The sequence below is a fragment of the Anditalea andensis genome, assembly GCF_000714815.1.
Classification (GTDB): Bacteria; Bacteroidota; Bacteroidia; order Cytophagales; family Cyclobacteriaceae; genus Anditalea; species Anditalea andensis.
In genome coordinates, this window is sequence record NZ_JMIH01000014.1 from 832,863 (window position 1) to 851,043 (window position 18,181).

At 36.8% G+C, this 18,181-nt stretch carries 23 protein-coding genes; 9 read left to right on the forward strand and 14 right to left on the reverse strand.

Annotated elements, in window-relative coordinates:
- Positions 1-202: 202 nt before the first annotated feature.
- The 3 genes from EL17_RS07300 to EL17_RS07310 all read right to left on the reverse strand — a co-directional run bounded on the left by EL17_RS07300 (position 203) and on the right by EL17_RS07310 (position 1,984).
- The gene (locus EL17_RS07300; RefSeq protein ID WP_164674948.1) at positions 203-400 is read right to left on the reverse strand and encodes a hypothetical protein; all 198 of its coding nucleotides are present in this window, start codon (positions 398-400) and stop codon (positions 203-205) included.
- A gap of 126 nt (positions 401-526) precedes the next feature.
- The gene (locus EL17_RS23995) at positions 527-697 is read right to left on the reverse strand and encodes a tyrosine-type recombinase/integrase (protein WP_262482677.1); all 171 of its coding nucleotides are present in this window, start codon (positions 695-697) and stop codon (positions 527-529) included.
- A gap of 417 nt (positions 698-1,114) precedes the next feature.
- Positions 1,115-1,984, reverse strand: a complete 870-nt coding sequence (locus tag EL17_RS07310; protein ID WP_035071967.1) for a helix-turn-helix domain-containing protein — start codon at positions 1,982-1,984, stop codon at positions 1,115-1,117.
- Between the two features lie 134 nt (positions 1,985-2,118).
- Between EL17_RS07310 and EL17_RS07315 the strand changes: the two genes are divergently transcribed.
- Complete coding sequence (locus EL17_RS07315) at positions 2,119-2,481, forward strand: DUF983 domain-containing protein (RefSeq protein WP_035071969.1); 363 nt, start codon at positions 2,119-2,121, stop codon at positions 2,479-2,481.
- A 200-nt stretch (positions 2,482-2,681) separates the two neighbouring features.
- Here the strand turns inward: EL17_RS07315 and EL17_RS07320 are convergent, their stop codons facing one another.
- From EL17_RS07320 to EL17_RS07345, 7 genes are all read right to left on the reverse strand, one after another.
- A complete protein-coding gene (locus EL17_RS07320) occupies positions 2,682-3,329 on the reverse strand; it encodes an NAD(P)-dependent oxidoreductase (RefSeq protein ID WP_035071971.1) in 648 nt (215 codons plus the stop codon).
- A gap of 166 nt (positions 3,330-3,495) precedes the next feature.
- Entirely contained in the window at positions 3,496-4,203 is a 708-nt protein-coding gene (locus tag EL17_RS07325; RefSeq protein WP_035072188.1) for a DsbA family oxidoreductase, read from the reverse strand.
- Positions 4,204-4,251: 48 nt separating this feature from the next.
- Complete coding sequence (locus tag EL17_RS07330; protein WP_164675000.1) at positions 4,252-5,115, reverse strand: nuclear transport factor 2 family protein; 864 nt, start codon at positions 5,113-5,115, stop codon at positions 4,252-4,254.
- A gap of 84 nt (positions 5,116-5,199) precedes the next feature.
- The gene (locus EL17_RS07335) at positions 5,200-6,072 is read right to left on the reverse strand and encodes an AraC family transcriptional regulator (protein WP_035072192.1); all 873 of its coding nucleotides are present in this window, start codon (positions 6,070-6,072) and stop codon (positions 5,200-5,202) included.
- Positions 6,073-6,248: 176 nt separating this feature from the next.
- Positions 6,249-6,422 (reverse strand): hypothetical protein, encoded by a 174-nt coding sequence (locus tag EL17_RS23450; RefSeq protein WP_164674986.1) that lies wholly within the window; start codon positions 6,420-6,422, stop codon positions 6,249-6,251.
- Positions 6,423-6,810: 388 nt separating this feature from the next.
- Entirely contained in the window at positions 6,811-8,490 is a 1,680-nt protein-coding gene (locus EL17_RS07340) for a HEPN domain-containing protein (protein WP_035071973.1), read from the reverse strand.
- Between the two features lie 54 nt (positions 8,491-8,544).
- Positions 8,545-8,856, reverse strand: a complete 312-nt coding sequence (locus EL17_RS07345) for a hypothetical protein (protein ID WP_035071975.1) — start codon at positions 8,854-8,856, stop codon at positions 8,545-8,547.
- 233 nt (positions 8,857-9,089) lie between these two features.
- Between EL17_RS07345 and EL17_RS07350 the strand changes: the two genes are divergently transcribed.
- From EL17_RS07350 to EL17_RS07365, 5 genes are all read left to right on the forward strand, one after another.
- Complete coding sequence (locus tag EL17_RS07350; RefSeq protein WP_035072194.1) at positions 9,090-9,515, forward strand: helix-turn-helix transcriptional regulator; 426 nt, start codon at positions 9,090-9,092, stop codon at positions 9,513-9,515.
- A gap of 34 nt (positions 9,516-9,549) precedes the next feature.
- Positions 9,550-9,756 (forward strand): DUF1016 N-terminal domain-containing protein, encoded by a 207-nt coding sequence (locus EL17_RS24000; protein ID WP_240485947.1) that lies wholly within the window; start codon positions 9,550-9,552, stop codon positions 9,754-9,756.
- A gap of 52 nt (positions 9,757-9,808) precedes the next feature.
- On the forward strand, positions 9,809-10,030 hold the full coding sequence (locus tag EL17_RS24005; protein ID WP_240485948.1) for a PDDEXK nuclease domain-containing protein: 222 nt from the start codon (positions 9,809-9,811) through the stop codon (positions 10,028-10,030).
- Between the two features lie 253 nt (positions 10,031-10,283).
- A complete protein-coding gene (locus EL17_RS07360; RefSeq protein WP_035071977.1) occupies positions 10,284-10,886 on the forward strand; it encodes a hypothetical protein in 603 nt (200 codons plus the stop codon).
- Between the two features lie 112 nt (positions 10,887-10,998).
- Positions 10,999-11,634, forward strand: a complete 636-nt coding sequence (locus EL17_RS07365) for a hypothetical protein (protein WP_035071978.1) — start codon at positions 10,999-11,001, stop codon at positions 11,632-11,634.
- Positions 11,635-11,654: 20 nt separating this feature from the next.
- Here EL17_RS07365 and EL17_RS07370 read toward each other — a convergent pair whose 3' ends face one another.
- Together EL17_RS07370 and EL17_RS07375 are read right to left on the reverse strand one after the other, a co-directional pair.
- On the reverse strand, positions 11,655-11,861 hold the full coding sequence (locus tag EL17_RS07370) for a hypothetical protein (protein WP_164674987.1): 207 nt from the start codon (positions 11,859-11,861) through the stop codon (positions 11,655-11,657).
- A gap of 87 nt (positions 11,862-11,948) precedes the next feature.
- Positions 11,949-12,212, reverse strand: coding sequence for an Ig-like domain-containing protein (locus EL17_RS07375; RefSeq protein WP_035071990.1), 264 nt, complete (start codon positions 12,210-12,212; stop codon positions 11,949-11,951).
- Positions 12,213-12,581: 369 nt separating this feature from the next.
- Here EL17_RS07375 and EL17_RS22585 point away from each other — a divergent pair, with 369 nt between their 5' ends.
- Positions 12,582-13,337, forward strand: coding sequence for a TolB-like translocation protein (locus tag EL17_RS22585; RefSeq protein ID WP_164674988.1), 756 nt, complete (start codon positions 12,582-12,584; stop codon positions 13,335-13,337).
- A 109-nt stretch (positions 13,338-13,446) separates the two neighbouring features.
- Positions 13,447-14,811, forward strand: coding sequence for an amidohydrolase family protein (locus EL17_RS07385; protein ID WP_084166131.1), 1,365 nt, complete (start codon positions 13,447-13,449; stop codon positions 14,809-14,811).
- A gap of 356 nt (positions 14,812-15,167) precedes the next feature.
- Here the strand turns inward: EL17_RS07385 and EL17_RS07390 are convergent, their stop codons facing one another.
- Together EL17_RS07390 and EL17_RS07395 are read right to left on the reverse strand one after the other, a co-directional pair.
- Positions 15,168-16,022, reverse strand: a complete 855-nt coding sequence (locus tag EL17_RS07390; RefSeq protein ID WP_035071995.1) for a hypothetical protein — start codon at positions 16,020-16,022, stop codon at positions 15,168-15,170.
- A complete protein-coding gene (locus EL17_RS07395) occupies positions 16,019-16,846 on the reverse strand; it encodes a HipA family kinase (protein ID WP_035071998.1) in 828 nt (275 codons plus the stop codon). Before EL17_RS07395 ends, EL17_RS07390 begins: the two co-directional genes overlap by 4 nt.
- Positions 16,847-17,883: 1,037 nt before the next feature.
- Here EL17_RS07395 and EL17_RS22590 point away from each other — a divergent pair.
- A partial coding sequence (locus tag EL17_RS22590; RefSeq protein ID WP_051719854.1) for a nuclear transport factor 2 family protein occupies positions 17,884-18,181 on the forward strand: 298 nt, incomplete at its 3' end.

Here is an 18,181-nt window from a genome sequence, read left to right on the forward strand (position 1 = left end):
ATATTAAATTCACAAGATTGAATCAATGCTCCAAAAAAAAACATAATTGTAATGTTTTTCAAAAGAAATGTGGAGAAGATGATAGATGGAGTATGGCGTTTTATCATATTTATAAAGCTTAAAATATAATACGCTTAAAACCAGTAGTATAAAAATAAATATATAAATAATAATTCACTAAATAAGTTTTAAAAAAATGTAACTATTCAGGCACCCAGTTATCAATATTGATAAGGTTTCCCATTACATTTTGTGAACGCTTTATTAAGGAATCTACCACATGTCTTATAATACAGAATTCATCCGCTCCTCTATTTGATTTGAACTGTCCGGAAATCAACCAGCCATATCTATATGCCAGTAGCCTTTCCACTTCGGATTTACCATCGAATAGCAACAAATACCCGCATAATTGATATAACTATAAGGGCCTCTCCGGATCTAAATTTTTCATGGCAGCAAATATTGAGTGGCTAAAATATTAAGAAGGCTTTCCCCAGGCTTTTTGCATTTCGTTTCTTTTTCTTTATTCAGTTACTTTTATATACCTCTGGAAACTTTTGTAATCAGAGTGCCTTGTAATCTTCATAACAGTCTCTGCCGGGATCCCTTTTTCTAAAGAAAGGGTAGCAAAGGTTTTTCTCCCCGTATGAACACTTATCACTTCATGTTTGGGAAATATTTTCGCCTCTTTCACCGCTCCTTTATACCTTATTATTTCTACAGGGTCTTTGATGCCCGCCTTTTTACATAATTATTTAACGTATTTGTTAAAATTTTGATTGGCTATCATTGGCAAAGGTGATAGTCTGTCTTTGTATTTATTTAGAATATCTACTGCATATCCATTTAATGCAACGATGGATACTTCTTTGGTTTTCTTGATGGTTAATTTAATATCTTCCTGTTTGATATGCTCCCTCCTTAACTGAAGCAAGAATCAACTTGATAAGGGTTTTAGCTGGGATCCTACACTAAAATTTAAAAAAGTCGGCAGGGGAAATTGGGAGGAATAATAAAAATTAAATATTATAAACCGCTAAGATAATGTTGTATGCAGATAGGCAACTACGTGCCACATGGGGAAAAATGCGATTGTGCATGTGGGATCTGCTCACCTATATCTTTTTGAAAAATCTGATGGCGAGATTTTTAGATGTTTTTTGAATAGCCTCGAAAAGTAGGATATGTCATCATACCCTAAATTGTCGGCCACTTCAGCAATCGACATGGCGGAGTAGGAAAGCAATCTCTGAGCTTCCAAAAACACCCTCTCCATTATCAGTTCAGTAGTGGTTTTTGCCAATCCTGCCTGTGTAATTCTGTTCAAATGCTTAGTACTCATATTCATCTTTATTGCATAAAATGCCGCTGATTTTGAATCCCGAAAATGTTTATCTATTAGTTCCTCCAATTTTTTCAACCTGTCCTGGTATTTACTCACATCAAAAGAAAAAGCTGGCGCTTGTTTGAGATAAGTTCTTGTCAGTTCAACATATAAAAGATCGAGCATACTGCTTATTTTTTGATATTTCATCATCCCACCTATTCGATTCTCTTCTAAAATTTGCTGAAACAACTTTTCCGAAGACAAAAAATCTGAATTCTTAAGATGAAGGTAGAAGCTATTTTGAAGGGAGAAAAAAAATGGAAATAGGTCTAATGACTTTTCACCAAACCTCATTTCATAAAAGTTCCTTGTATGGAACAAAATGTAACCTTCAGTGTCAGGGCTAAATTTCCAATGATGGACCCGTCCGGGATTCAGCATAAAGGTACTTCCTGGCTTTATATCATATTCTACAAAATCCACTTCATGGATGCCAATTCCTTTGGTAAACATTACCGTTAAATAAAAATCATGCTTGTGGGCACGGCTTATTACGTTGTGATGATCTTTGGTATGGGTTTGAAAATCATTGGCGTAAAACATCTCCTGAAGATCCGATGGGAATTGGCCGATATGCAATACTGGAAATTTCATCTTCACGTAAGATACTTTTTTTGTCCTAAAAGTCCTAATAAAGGGGTGTTTCCTTATTTGTCTCCAAATTTTCATTTAATATTTTTGCCCATACAATTATACACCTAATAAGATATAAAAATGCCCCCTTTTGTATGACCATAAATAACAAAAAATCTACACTACAAGCCATATTACAATGCAAATGTCCTAAATGTACTAAAGGAAATATGTTCAAGTCTTCGGCTTTAAATATGGCAAAATTTAATGAATTAAATGATGCCTGTTCAGTTTGTGGATTTAGTTTCAGACCTGAACCTGGGTTTTATCAAATTTCCCTCTTTGTCACTTACGCAATAGGTGTAGCCATATTCATAATTTTTGGTTTTGCCACCTATTATGTCTTAAACGATCCACCTCTTTCGGTTTACTACATCACAATAATAACACCCGCTGTCCTCACCACCCCTTGGAATTTACGCTATTCAAAAGTTTTAATGCTGTATGCTTTTGGTTAAGTCCTGAGCCCAATAGATCCTGGGATGCAGAGAGCCCTGCCATGGAGAAATAAACATAAGCAATAGCTTCAATTACTTAGGGGCCTTCTTACCAGCTAATGGCATTCAAAAATATACAAACCAGACCAAAAAAAAGCCCCAGATTGCCCGGGACTTTAATTCATTACTATTTTTAATACCAAATTACTTTTATATTTAAACTAATATCCCGCTGTAAAACGGACCTGATGGTGTTTAGGGTTTTCTATTTCATCTGCTATCACTACGGCTACATCTTCCACAGAAAGTATATTTCTTCCTTCTTCATTCATTACCGGATAATCTGTTCCTAAACGATATTGCCCGGTTTTTCCAATTGTAATACTAGAATTCATTTCCAAAGCAGGGCTAAAATAAGCCCAATCCAGTTCATTTTCTTCTTTGATCACCTCAAAATAAGCTCTGGTAGCTTTTGCTTTTGGTATAAATGGAAGGTCTTGTGGTAAGGTGTCGATAACTTGCTCACCATTTTCATTAAGCAAACTTCCACCTCCACCTACAATGATAAATCTGTTGACACCGGCATTTTTTACCGCTTGCTGGATTGCTTTTGAACCGTTCATGAAATCTTCCATAAGGTTTGGGTTATCCGCTACAGGACTAAAGGCATTCACCACAACGTCAGTTCCTTTCAATACCTCTGTTAATGCGTTTACATCATTAACATCCACTTTAGCATATTGAAGATTACTTTTATCAGATGGCTGTTCTCTTCTGGAAATTCCGACCACGTCAAGATTTCTGGTTACTAATTCATTCGTAATTTGGCTACCTACAAATCCGGTAGCACCGATAACTGCTATTTTCATCTGTTTATATTTTGTTTTTCAAAGGTCAAAACTTGTCCCGTACCGGAGGTCGGGATAGCCTGTACCAAATTTATTCGGTAGAATCTCGCATAAGTGATAATCATCCTATAGTGGGATACTTTCGTCATGCTCGATTTCATCTTTTGGAAATTTATTTTTTGAAATATTAATTACAGTTTCCCTGTATGTCACAAGAGGCTCCTTTCACGATTTCGATCAGGGGTTTGTTTTTTTCTTTGCTCCATTTCTCCCAGGAACGGTTGAGTGCCTTTACAAATTCATTTGGGTCTTGTGCACCTGCTACGGCAAGTTCTCCATTGATCAGAAAAAAAGGAACGCCATTTACCCCAATCCTTTTAGCTTCGGCTATGTCTTCAAGTACCTGTTGAGTAAACTGGTTATTAGACAAAGCTTCATTCACATCAGCTTTCTGAAGGCCTATTTCTTCCCCAAGCTGGGCCAGAACCTCCAGGTCACCAATGTTCCTTCCTTCAGTGAAATAAGCAAGGAACAACTTTTCTTCTGCCTCGTGCTGCAATCCTTTTGTTTTTGCGTAAAGGGAAAAGAGGTGGGCATTAAAGGTATTGGGGAAAGGGATCTTTTCGAAGTTGTATTCAAGCCCTACCCTTTTCGCATGTTCTGCTATCTGGTTATGGAATCGGATGCTCCACTCCCGGTTATTCCCCTTCAGTCGTCCTACTTCAGTATAAAAGTCAGAACCCTCTCTTTGCTGATAATCCGGAAACAACTGATAGCTGTGCCACACAATCTCCACATCATCCCTGTAGTTAAATTGTGCAAGCGCTTCATCAAATTGTCGCTTGCCAATGTAGCAGAAGGGGCACACGATATCTGACCAGATTTCTATTTTCATTTTTGCATTCATCTTTGCTCTTGCTTTATTCAGAAAATGTGCCTCTATTCAGAACTTACTGTTGTTGTTTTTCCACTTGTCTTTCGCAGGAATGGTTTCCAGGACATCCCAGTGCTCTGCTATCTTGCCCTTCTCCACACGGAACAGGTCATAGAAGGCAGTATGCTTACCGCCAAGCTGTCCCTCACTCACTACCAGAACATAGTTTCCTTCACCTAACACTTGATGCACCATGTCATATTTCATGGTGATGCCTTGCTCAGCCCACTCGCCCAAAGCTTTACCTAAGCCTGACAGGCCATCACCGATGTATGGGTTATGCTGGATATAATTATCACCGTAGAAGTAGCCATTCAGCTTGTCCATTTTCCCGTTCACCAAGATGTCATCCACGAAGTTGCTAACCAAAGTTTTGTTTTCTTCTGTTTTGCCCAGATCTTTTAACTCAGTGACGCCATCAATCATGGTACGGCCGCTTGGGTTAGGCTGTTGTATTTCCTGTAAGTTATCCCAGTGCTCCACAATCTTTCCATCTTCAAAACGGAATATGTCAAACCCGATTTTAGGACCAAACACATTATACTCACTGTGAGTAAATACATATTCACCATCTGTAAAAGCGCGAATTGTATTCACCTTAGTCTCTCCGTTGGGTAGAATTTTGGTAAATGCGGCAAAGCCTTCCAGGCCATCTTCAATCTGAATATTATGCTGAATGTATTTGTTTGGATTGATTACTTTAATTGGCTCTGTTTCTCCCGTTTCCAATGCCTTTAATAAGGCCACTACCTTTTGCTTTTTTGATGTTTCCATTTTTTCTTCTTTTATATGGGAATTGGAGTTGAGAAAATTGGTGCTTGCGGATAATACAACTCCTGAAATTACCACTGCACTTATTAATATCCTGTTCATCATTTTGGTGTTTAATTTGATGATGCAAAGGTGCAGTGATTCATAAAAATGTAAAAGGTAATAAAAGGCCTTTGGATGATACTTTTAAGCCGAAGCAAATTCCTCTCTAAATTCCACTGGTGTTGATTGGATGTGTTTACGAAAAAATTTAATGAAGTTGGTTGGCTCGTCAAATCCCAACTCAAACCCAATTTCTTTTACGCTTTCATTGGTGTGGACCAAAAGTCGTTTTGCTTCCAGCATTATTCTCTCGTCGATCATTTGCTTGGGTGATTTGTCCAAGATTTTTGAGGTGGCCTGGTTCAGCCTTTTTTCGGTTACACTTATTTTTTTAGCGTAAATGCTTACTTTTTTCACCTTGCGGTAGCTGGTTTCTAAAAGGTCTTTGAAAAGTATAACATAATCCAGGTCAGCACCTTTTTTAATTTCGGTGAAATCTTGTTTTCGTCTTTCTCTTTCAGAAAGAAGTAAAAAGTTATGCAATAAATTTTTTAGAATGTCAGACTGGGAGAGGTCTTTTTCATTTTCTAATTCCTTTTCCATTAGCTTGAACAAATCAGCAAAGAGCATCGCATTGTTGGTGATTTGTATTTGAGTTACTGAAAACAAGTCATTGAATAATATACTGCTCCGCAAATACTTAGTGTCTGTTTCTGTTTTGCAGAAAAAACTGTCAGTAAACAATATTGCTTTGCCGTCAAATCCACCCTTATTATCAAATCGTTGAACAATGTCTTTGTTCAAAAACAGTATAGTATCAGGCGTAATTTTTACGGGATTAAAGTCTACCAGATGTGTTGGGGTACCTTTTTGAAACCAAAGTATGTGATAAAAACCCGTCCGATGAGGAGTCGTTAAAGTGGCCGAATGGTCGTTGTATAGTTGTCCGATGCCAACAACTTCAAATTCTTGTGGCAGCCCATGTTTAAATGTATACTTCTTAATGTCGGTCTTCATTTTCTTTTGCACTGTCATTTAGGTTTGCATCTTTAAATTGATATACTCAGCAGAATTGATACTTAAATTCATCTAATTATTACTTTTAGGACTGATCCCTAAAAAGCTTTTAATTTGATCCTACTATTCAATGATTAAGCCCTCTTTTATATCTTGTAAAAGATAATTTCATAAAATTAAAATTCCACCAATAGCTGCACTGAGTCAAAAGCTGTAAACATAAAAAAGGAAGCAAAACTCAAAAGGGCAAATCCCTTTGTACTCAAAAATGGTTTGGCAATGTGGCGGGTCTGTATTTCAGAAAGCATCCATCCAATGATCAGAAGTACGGCTACGATTAAAACTTGCATGGCTATAAATTATATATTAAATATGTCTTGTTACTAAAATAACAATAATAAAGCCATCAGCACTTGATTTTTCACAAATGATCAGCCTATTAATCAACTCATAATCAATAGCATATATCTGTACTTATGGATATACATATATCTACATATGAAATTAGATTTCAACTCTAACCCAAATCCAACACCTTACATTCAAGAAATAGCATAAAAAAAGTCCTGAAGGGCTTTTATCTACTTTTTAGGATCTTTTCTTTTTATCTGATCCTCTAGGTGTAGGGACTTTTTTGATGATGTAGACCGTGTAGGTTTTTCCATAAAGATGTGTGAGGGCGGCTACTTCGAGGACCAGGAATTCGTTTTTCTCAAAGTCCACCAGGTAGTAAGTAACTTATAGGTACTTTTTAAGCAGTTTCTCCGCATTAACAGGAAGCCCGGCCAGTTTATCGTACAGGAGAACCGCTTCCTCATTGGAGATATGGTAACCATGTTTAAACCGCGTGCCGGAATAGCTTTCGATCAGCATGTTCGCCTGTTTATGTCCATTGGCATTTTCCTGTGGGAAATGCTGTTCGAACAGGTCCGTAAAATTGGAGCAAAGGCTCAATAGATGGGGCAGAGACTGGAATTTGGGATCGTATTCCATTTGGGCATAGATTAGTCCCAGACAAAGTTGGTGTATACACTGGTACATCAGATACACTGCCACTTCCCCTCCATCATGTTTCAAAACCTCCTCAGCTGCCTTCATAAAAGTCTTGGCCCTCTTCATCCGGGTTTGGAAAACTTTGACGGCATTTTTATGTCTCCACTCACGGTTATCGGTTTCCAGAGGTGTACATTTCAGGGTAAGGGCATCACCATAAAAAAGTTGCCCTTCAAAGATAACCGAATGAAAAAAACGTTCCTGCCTGAGAAGTCTTTCCCGTACTTCACTTACTTCATGGACAATGGTAAATAGGCGGTGCCCCTTTGCCGGCCATTGTTGGCAATACTGCTGGATGGCAGTGGCATCACTTCCCATCGTCAGGACCAGTAAATCGTGCTTTATTACCCCATCCCCCTTTTGATGGGCAAAAGGGCTAAACACCGCCCGCCTGTGGTCGTGTAGTCCAAAACAAAAGACATGGCTGACCTCAAACTTTTGAACCATACCGGTTATAAAGTCGGTCAAATGCTCCGGAACTCCGGGTGCCATTAAGGATATTTTTTCTTGGCTGATCTTTTCCATTTTAACAGGGGTTTTAGGTAGATTGATTTGCTTTTCAGGGTCAAAGTCGTTTATGGTTTCTCTGTATGTATTGGGCAGTTTTAGGAGTTGGTCATAAAATTTATCCACCACATTCGAAAGCCTTCCCACATGGTCTTTGGTTGCCACAAAATTATCCCTATACCTTGCGCCGAGATAGGCCTTTTCCAACAGCTCCAAGGGTTTGGAAAGTCCGTGCCCGGGGTTCAGGAATATGGAGGCTAGGGGCGGTGCATAAAATTGGGCAGAGAGGATATGGCACATTAGTTTATGGCTTTTTTTGGCCTTCCCCAAGGCAAACTGTTCTGCTGCACTAAATCCTAATTCTATAGACTGATGCAACATAAAGCAAGCGGTGGTATAATCATTTTGTTCGGAATACAGGGCTGCTCCCTGTTTAAAAGCCATAGCCCTCTTGATGACAACCCCAAACCGGCTATAGGCTTCCGTATACTTTTCTTTCAAAAGCTCTTTTGAAATATATGGGAAGGTGAAAGCTACGTCCGAAGCCATTAGCCTTGCCGGCGAAAGGTGTAAGTGGTGAAACAATGCTCCCCGTCTTAAGCCTGCCTTCAGTTCGTCTATGTGGCAAAAGGCCAACTGGATTTGGTCTTCCGGTAAGAGGCCCGTTGAAAGGACCTGCTCCCTGGCCCTCTTCCGGGGAAGGGTACTGCCAGTGGATAAGGCTAGCAAGAGGCCGGGCAAAAAATTTTCTGCCCCAAAACAGGTCCGGTCCAAAAGAAAAACCGCTTTGGCACTGGCACTTTGCCGGATCCTTGCCAGGGCCTCTTCCCCTATGTTAAATTTATAAAGTGTTTGCATAATCCTTTATCGTAAAGCTTATGAATTAGAATTTGCTTATAAGTAAAAAAACGGTCACAGTGCATCTGATCGGAACCTTTCAACCATTTCTTGGTAGCATGCTTTGGCTACAGGGAAAAGCGCTTCCGAAGAAAAACATAATGGAATAGCGCCAACATTTTTTTCATATTTAAGGTATACATCGCTCACTTCTTCTACCAGCCTTTCGTCGTTTACATCTATCCTCAACAAATGAAAGATCAGATCTATTATACCTGAATAATGAAAATCTTCATTCTCTATTCCACGCTTACTTGTTTCAAGAACCAATTGCAGGTGGGTAAAATCCTGCTGGATTAATTTTATGATCAGATCATCTTTAGTCATATAAGGTACAGTTAAGTGGTTATATAGGATATATTTATTTTAAGTAAATTCCCAAAACCCTGGAGTATATGGTATTCCCCTAAGGGATAATTTATTCAGGGTAAAATTGCCTAAGGGTATATCAGGATCCCGATAAAATAAAATGGCTTTCCCATTTAAAATTGAAGGAAAATAAGCCGGATTTCACTAAATTAGTGCCTACTAATACATTTTATAGTTTCAATCAGGATCTCATGCAAAACAAAATCCACCAAGGCCGCAATATCAAACGCTTCCGTGAAATGCTCGGCATCAAGCAGGAGGCCCTGGCCCATGAGCTGGGCGAGGATTGGTCGCAAAAAAAAATATCCCTGCTTGAGCAAAGAGAGACCATCGAGTCGGACATCCTCCGCCAGGTTTCCGACATCCTTCGCGTGCCGGTGGAAGCGATCCAGAATTTCGATGAGGAGCAGGCAGTGAATATTATATCTAATACTTTTAATGACCAATCAAATGGATACAATTATTATCCAACTTTTAACATCAACCCCTTTGAAAAATGGGTAGAAGCAATGGAAGAAATCAAAAGATTAAATGAGGAAAAGATAGCTTTATACGAGCGAATGTTGAAAGAGAAAGATGAAATGATGACCAGGTTGGAACGTTTGATGGGGAAGTAAGCTGATCAATCTGTACTGGAACATTGGTGAATATATACATCATAGAGTAGTAAGTGCCGAATGGGGGCAATCCGTTGTAAAGGAATTGGCGCAATATTTACAGCGGAATGAACCGGAATTAAAGGGATTTTCCGATAAAAATCTTTGGCGAATGAAGCAATTTTATGAGGTGTATAAAGATTTCCCAAATCACTCAGCAGTGCTGAGAGAAATTAGCTGGACTAATAATCTCACCATTTGAATTAAAAGCAGCTAAATTTAAACCGGAACATTTAGGGCAGATAAACTTTTATCTGGAGGCTTTAGACCGTGATGTTAAAAAACAAAATGAAAATCCTAGTATAGGCATCCTACTTTGTAAGGATAAGGATAGCGAAGTAGTGGAGTATACGATGAGCCGTAGCATTTCACCAACAATGGTCTCAGAATATAAAATGCAACTTCCTGATAAAAAGCTATTGCAACAAAAGCTTCATGATCTTTTTGAAAATAATAATGACTATGAAAGCAGGTAACATAGGTAAAGGGAGAAAAAAAGGCTTATTTCCTACCTCTTGGATTATTAATATTTCCTGTAAAATTCTTAACCTACCTTAATCCATTTAGGATTCCGACTTAAACTACTACTTTACATATCATATTCCCAAGTCAAAATACAGAACGTGTGGATTTTTTTGAATACCTAAGCAAGTATTTTTTATTCCGCCGGGGAATAGCTTAGAAAAAGTGGTTTCAAGAACTTAGGCATTCAATGAGATATTGTTGGCTATGGAAACATACTTTAAAACCTTCGCTAAAAAATATACCTGTAAATCCAAACAGGATTGCCACCGTATTCTATACGAATCCTTTAAAGGTTTTGCAAAATTAGACGTATGGAAAACATGCCTGATACGCGTATCCACCAATGCGATGGCTGATTCCGTAGATTTTTCAGTTGAGTCCCCAGGATCGCAGGTGTTTTTTGGAAGCAGATTTTTCCAATTATTATTTGCGGCCCACTATATTTTTGAAAATTTTGATCCCGGCACTGTAGCGGCACCTGAATGGGAAGACCTGATTGATCCAATAGCACTGGAACTAAATCCTTGCCTACTAGAAAGGCTGGCATTCCTCCCTTCACATCTACAATCCGATGAAATACAAAGTCCGGGCCTGTTTATAAATAAGTTCTTTTACAAAAAGCCTTTAAAAAAGTGGCTGAAGCAATGGAACATTACCCTCGACTTCGGCCTCTGTAACGAATCCATTTGTTATGGCTATGATATAAAATATATAGTGGATTTTAAACTGTATAACGGATTACTGGAAGCATGTTATCTTATCTATACCAGACATTTTACATCTGATCCAAATGCTCCAGGTTTATAATTATGCTTTTTAAGGATTTATTCTGGAATTATTACCGAAAAAAATATACAAACAATAAAAAATATTATGTCAGTGATTATTAAATAAAGAACCCATATTATAAATAAAGCTTATGAAGATCATTAGAGTAATGCAGGATTGGGCCGTTCTATCCGAGGGACACGATCCACTTAATATTCTGGAGGATATATATAGCTTAAACAATTTCAGCTATGGTAGAAAAAGAATGCTGCAAATAATGGAATCCTCCCTGTCAAAATTTCCAAATTCCGCCTATAAAAAGGAACCGGCATTGTTTGTTTTCCAAGTAAAACTGATGCAAGAGCTGGTAATTGCCCTATACTTAATAGAAGAAAACAAGAGCGATTATGTTTTTCTCAAAAATAAGTTTGACTTGGCCTTTTTAGAAAAAATACACAGCAATACCTATAAAGAGCACAATCTACCTTGGCAGTTCTATCCCATTTCGCTAACAAAAAAAGATTTAAAAGATCCGATCGGGTTGATCACAAAAGTAAAAGAAATAGTACCGCTGGAATATTGGCTGGAATTCTTAGATGAATGTGCCTTACATGGGCTTTCCTTTGGTTTTGCTCCTGATTGGGATGGCTCTAACCATCAAATATCCTGCACCTACTATCTACCGAAATTATATGATATCGGCTATTTGATTTATGTATCTGAAACAAAGTACGGAAGGAAATATGTTTTAAAAATGAAGGAAAAAAACGAAAAAACGGATAAGTGAAAACAGATCGGTGATATCCTTTATGAAAGATCATTATAGTGAAATAGAAAGCCAAACACCACTTCATTATCCACCTCCTGTTTAAAAAAAATACCATAGACCAAATACGTAAAATTTAAAATGCTGTATATCACCCTACGTACTAAATCACTATCATCTTGATAACCAAGATCATCCTCACCATCAAACAGCAGCACTCTATTTTCATTTTTTTTAACAGCATCCATTGATGAATTAAATTTTAAAAATGGCTCCTGAAAAAGAAAATTAGTAGCTACTACACTCACTTCGCAGTCTTGCGCTTAATTTCCTGATCAGGCTGTTATTCCAGCCTCCCCTACTCGTATACCTTTAACCAATCCATCTTGATTTACAGTGGCAATATCCTCATCTGAAGATTCCCATAAAAGGTTGTCAGACCTGCTGTTAAGTACTGCTGATAGCTGATGAGTTGAGTTATAATCGATTTCTATAGTGCTGTCAGATAATATAAATGAGTTATCAAGCTCTTCCTCTCCAGAAAAGCAAATGCCAAAAACAGCATCAGGTAAAAATTCTTTAAATGGGTCATGACTCAAAAAATATATATAAATATACAGAGATATATTAATACATAAATAGGATATAATGTGAAAAAGAAAAATAAAACAGTTGCTAAAGGTTGAGCTATAGTTAAAAGTTAACTAAGGTTTATATATTTGATCTTCAGGTTTTTAATATGTTAACCTTTGGTGGACATATAAATAAGTTATGCACAAGATAAATAAACCATGAAAGGCACATTCCGAAATATGATTGTTTTTTTGTATCTAATAACGGTGTTTGGTTGTAACACAAATAGATATTTAGGCCAATCACCTCCTAAATCGACTCCAAAAATTTTTGCCCCAGGGATAGTTTCGTTGGATAATAGGAATGAAGAAGTAATTACATTTTCTCCGAATGGAATGGAAATATATTTTTCAATAGAATATTATCCGGATCCCACGCCTTCGTTCATTTTGTATACTAAATTTGTGAAGGGAAAATGGACAGAACCAGATACTGTAAGTTTTTCTAAAGGAAGGAGAACAAGTGAACCATTTATGTCTTTTGGTGGAAGTCGGATATATTATTTTGCCAATAAAATTAAAAACCAAAAAGGAAGTCTCGATAAATGTTATTCTGAAAGAAATAAGGATGGATGGAGTGAGCCAGTAAGCTTAAGCACCCCACCCAATTTTATTTCACCTAAATTTACACTGCATCCCTGTATAGTATCAGATTCTTCCATTTATTTTAGCACCTATTCAGGGGAAATTGCATATAGTAAATATGAAAATGGGAAATACAAAGAAATGAAAATTTTGCCAAGCCCTATTAATCATCAAAATTTGGAGGGCACTGAATGTTGGGGAGATCCCTATGTTTCGCCAAATGAAGAGTACCTGATTTTTAGGTCCAATAGAGAAGGTGGATATGGTGGCTCAGACCTTTATATAAGTTTTAGGAACAAATATGGTCAATGGTTAAATCCTCAAAATCTTGGCCCAACCATCAATACAGAATTCGATGAATTGGGGGGTGATGTAACGCCTGATGGAAAATATTTAACTTTTGGAAGAAATGGTGATATTTATTGGGTTTCAACTCGGATTCTTAAAAAAATGAAAAAGAACCGAGTGCATAACATCACATTGGATACAGCGGGCGGTTTCCAATAAATATGAAAATCAGTATCTTCAAGAAGTTAGGAGTAAGCTTGAAGGATACGGCTTCGAATGCCCGCTGTCTCCAAGCTGAATCACGTTGTATGCAATCAGACAAACCAAAATGAAATATAAATTCCTATTTTTTCCATTATTACTTCTTTCTTTGTTTTCTTGTTCTGACAATATGCAGTACGATTTGGCAATTAAAAACGCAACTGTTTTAATTGTTGAAACAGGTGAGCAAAAAGAACAACAGAACATTCTGATAACGGACGGAAAAATAGTTAAAATAACCGACCAAAAAAACTTTAAGTCCAAACAAGAAATAGATGCTCAGGGAAAATTAGTCACTCCTGGATTTATCGATACACATATACATCCTACTGACGTGTTTGGCGACTATGACGAAGCTCCTTTATATATTCCCAAAGATTCAGTTGAAAATTACAGGCAGCAACTAAGCAGGGAATATTTACCTTATGGCATTACCACTGCTTTGATGATGGGGCATCCCGAAAATTGGTTAGATGACATTATCCAATGGAAAGATGGAAATTCTAGATACACTGATTTTCTGACTTGCGGCGGAGCATTGATTTCAAAAGAAGAAAGAGAACCATATATAGGGCACTTAACCGTAGACAGCGAAAATTCTGCCAAAGAAAAGGTTATCGAATACCACCACAAAGGTCTTGAACATATTAAAGTCTATCATCGATTAAGAGAGCCTGAATTTTCTGCCGTTATCAAAACAGCGGACAGTTTGAATATGAAAGTGTTTGGACATATTGGCGATTTTGACCCAAAACGTTTAAGCATCCAACAAACTTTAGAAAAAGGTTTGAAAAACTACGAACATATCGCTACTCTACCTTACAGCATTATCAGAACTGAAAGCGAATGGGAAAAATTTGACACTCATTTTGAGTCTTTGTTTGGCAGAGCTAATACGCTAGAAAAAGTGTTAATGATGTTTTTAGAAGCTTTTAGATATATTGATGAAAATAAAACCGATGATATAAACGAACTAATTAAACAATTGGGTCAAAACAATACCACATTTTCAACAACTTTAGGTTTAATACACCGGCAATTTAAATCTTCTCATTATTTTCCATTATCCGAAAATTCATTATCTAAAGAACAAATAGAACGGAGCAAAGCGAATTTTGAAATAATGATGCGGTATCTAAAAAGGATGTCCGAATCGGGCATTCCCATTCGCATAGCTACGGATTCTAAATTCGGAGGAAAAACCCTTTTAACCGAATTGAAGATTTTATCTGACTATGGATTTTCAACACAAGAAATTTTTAAAATATCAACGCTAAACGGAGCACAAGCAATAGGATTAGGTAAAGAGATCGGCTCAATCGAAAAAGGCAAAACAGCCAACATCATCATTTGGGACAAATCACCTTTCGACAACAGCGAAAACTACTTTAGTGAGAAAACTATCATAAAAAATGGTACTAGACTAAATTAATAAAACAACATACAATCGAGGTAAAGTGGAATTTCACCCCTAAACCTCAAATAGAACCATGTCCCCATACGTACTTTTATCGAGTCAGGCTGTGAATCTCTCGATTGATCATTAAAATTTCTTTTTATCGGTAATAACCATGCTGACGCATTTTATCTGATCATAATTATATTTTCAGAGGCCATAACTTGTCCCGTGACGAAGGAAACGGGATTGAATCGAGCATGTTAATCATTCCAGTTTTGATCCCGTAGTTACAGGATCATGCTCGATTTCATAAAGCCTGTAACGCTTTTTTGCGGGAGCGCTTATTATGCAAGCGGATAGCCCAATTTGATAGACTAAGTCACAAAATATTACAAAGCAAATTCAGATTCAGAAAATTTCCTATAAGTTCCGTTCTCAATTTTAATAATTGCCCTATCGATTTTATCAAATTCTAATAATTCAAAACCCTTATGTTTGTCCTTTCTAACTCTGTCTAATAGTATTACATTTTCCTTTGATACAGGTTCATTAAAAAACAATTCATATTTACCTGGACTCATATCATAATCCTTTGTTCTGGAAGCCAATCCAAGTGCAATAGCCCGGAACGTTACTATATTTTTATCAATTTCTGAGACATCTTTAGTAAAATCAACTGCCAGGCCGGCATAAGGGCTACCATTTATGCCAATAAAATCTAATTTATGAGGAGCATAGATACCGGATACCATGGTAGGCTTTATACTATATTTTACATCTACATTTTTAAAGGCATCATTTTTTAAAATTTCATTCATTTCATACCTTAAAGAGCTTATCCCTTTGGAAATAATTTTTCCCGGTTCTGCTCCAACAAATGACCTAAACGCCTTCAAATATGATTCATTATTCAATTCAGTGGCAAAGCCTTTTGGTTCCCCAAACTTTACAATTCCATTTGAATATTTTGATAGATAATCTATATACTTCTCATTTAAAATCTTATCTAAATAAGCTATTTCATTTATTTTGGCTTCTTTGAGAAAAGTTGTACTCATTGATTTTAAAGCATCATCCAAAAAGTCAATGGAATTTTTATCCAAAAAAGACTTCACGATTTTTAGCTTTTCATAGGAAAAATCATAAAATGAAGAATTTTCATTAAACGCCAACAATCCAACAGTGATTAAATCATCAGTTAAATTGTTCAATCTTACAGAAATGGGAACAAGAACATTTTTCATAATTTCTTTTTGATTTCAGTTAATCTCTTCATCACCAATAACTTCCCAAGATTTAATCTAGTTTCATTTAGAGAATATTCTAGAATTCTTTCCTTTAATCCTTGACTTATGGTCCATGATTTAGGTATCGAATTAAATACCGATTCAATTACTGTTCCTAATGAAGCATTACACTTTAAAAAATAATTATCAACTTCTAATTTGATTTGATCTAAAGATAAGAATTTTAAAATGTTCCTCAATAAAAATGAATTCAATAATTTATTTCCTAGAGCGGGATCTCCACCAGGAGAGAAGCGACCTCTCAGCGCTGGTCCTCCAAATAATGCTGCATGATCAATTGCATAATATCTAAATTTCTGGGTTTGATATAATAAATTATAATTTGATTCATTACGGTCAGCATTATTCAAATGAATATCCATTAATGTGATTCTCAAAATGTCTTTAGGATTATCTATTTTCGCATATTTTCTCCTATTTTTTATGAAAAATCTCCCACTATTATCAATATGATCATAGGGACCTATATATTGTGAGGCAAAAAGAAAATCTCCATGTTTAAGGTTATAATTCTTGAGCAGATAATTTTCTCCCAATGAAACCTCATCGTACTGAACTAAGGCTATATGGGGGGTGGAAATATTAAAATAATCAGCTATCTTACTTCCAATCATTTCATATATCAAAAAATCATGATCAGGTTCTTGCAGTTTTGACTTGCAGTAATAATGCTCATAGTCGTCACATAGGAACAACATGGGGGCACTGTTTTGATGAACAAGTTCTTCTTTAAATGTGAGAGTATTAATTATTTTTAACATATGATTTTAACTAAAAATAAAATTATAAAAGAAAAAACCAGCATAAATTAAACCTTAAAATCTTATATTATTGCTGCCAAAGGCTGTCATTACATTATTTACCATCGGTAAATCTTGGTCAACCAACTCCACATTAATATCTTTCCGATAAAATATGAAAATAAATTCATTTGAACTTTATGTATCTTCAGCCACAATAATAATCCAAAAAAACTAAAGTCTCAATTTTGACATCTCCGATACCAAAAAGAGTGGTAAAAAAAATTCTCCGATCATTAAAAATCTTAACACTGACCATGAGTTTTTAATAGCAATTTTTAAAATAAACTCCTCTAACCAGCGCCATTTAATGTTGACGCAATTGGAAGTGCACAAAGAAATATGGAAATCTATTAATTCAGCATCCGGTAAGAAATAGGCCACCATTCAATAATATAAGGTCATCCCAACAGCATAAAAGCACCCCTTCAACTTAACCCACTCCCCACCAGATACTCATTAAAATCCTTATGCGGATAAATGATCTTGATTAATCAGCGCAATGAGAATACCTTTTTATTAATTCATTAGCAGTCTTCATTCCTTCCCCATCTCTATCCAAATAAAGATCTACCCGATTATATTTTTCTAATACTGACACTGCCTTTTTTTAAATTGGCCAGGGAATTAAGGACAAGGTAATCCTCTTTAGCATTTTTTTCTCTCTGTAGCTCAACATAACTGAGGAGATCAAAGATGCCTTCGATGTCACAGTCCACCTTAGAATAGCGTATTCGGAACCAGAATACCCGACAAGTGAACTTAACCGGGACGGGCAGTTATGCAGACCTTTGCTATACCAATTGCCGATGCCCTCTACATTTGCTTGAGATGAGTAAGAACACCCAACTTTGAAGCGGGCAGATAGAGAAAGGACTTATTAAAAAAAAATTCACTCTTAAATTAATATTATTATGAACTCAGAAATCACCAACGATAGTCGGACTCACGCGGAGCGCGCATTTCGGCTCCATCTTGAATTATTTACTAATCACCATATGACCGCAGAAGCATATGGTAATCTAATTACAGAGGACGTGGTGCACGAGTACCCATATGCACCTGTTCCGTTCGCAAATCGGATAGAGGGGCGCGACGCGGTTATGGCCCACCTTGTAAACGTAACCCGGCTTGCTTCCAACTGGAACTTTACGGACATAACTTTTTCGGCCACGTCTGACCCCAATACAATATTTGTAGAGTTCGAAGGCGGTGGCTTAGTAACGGCAACCGGTAAAGCCTACCACCAGGTATACAGCGCCCGCCTGACCATGCGGGGCGAACAAATAGCCCATT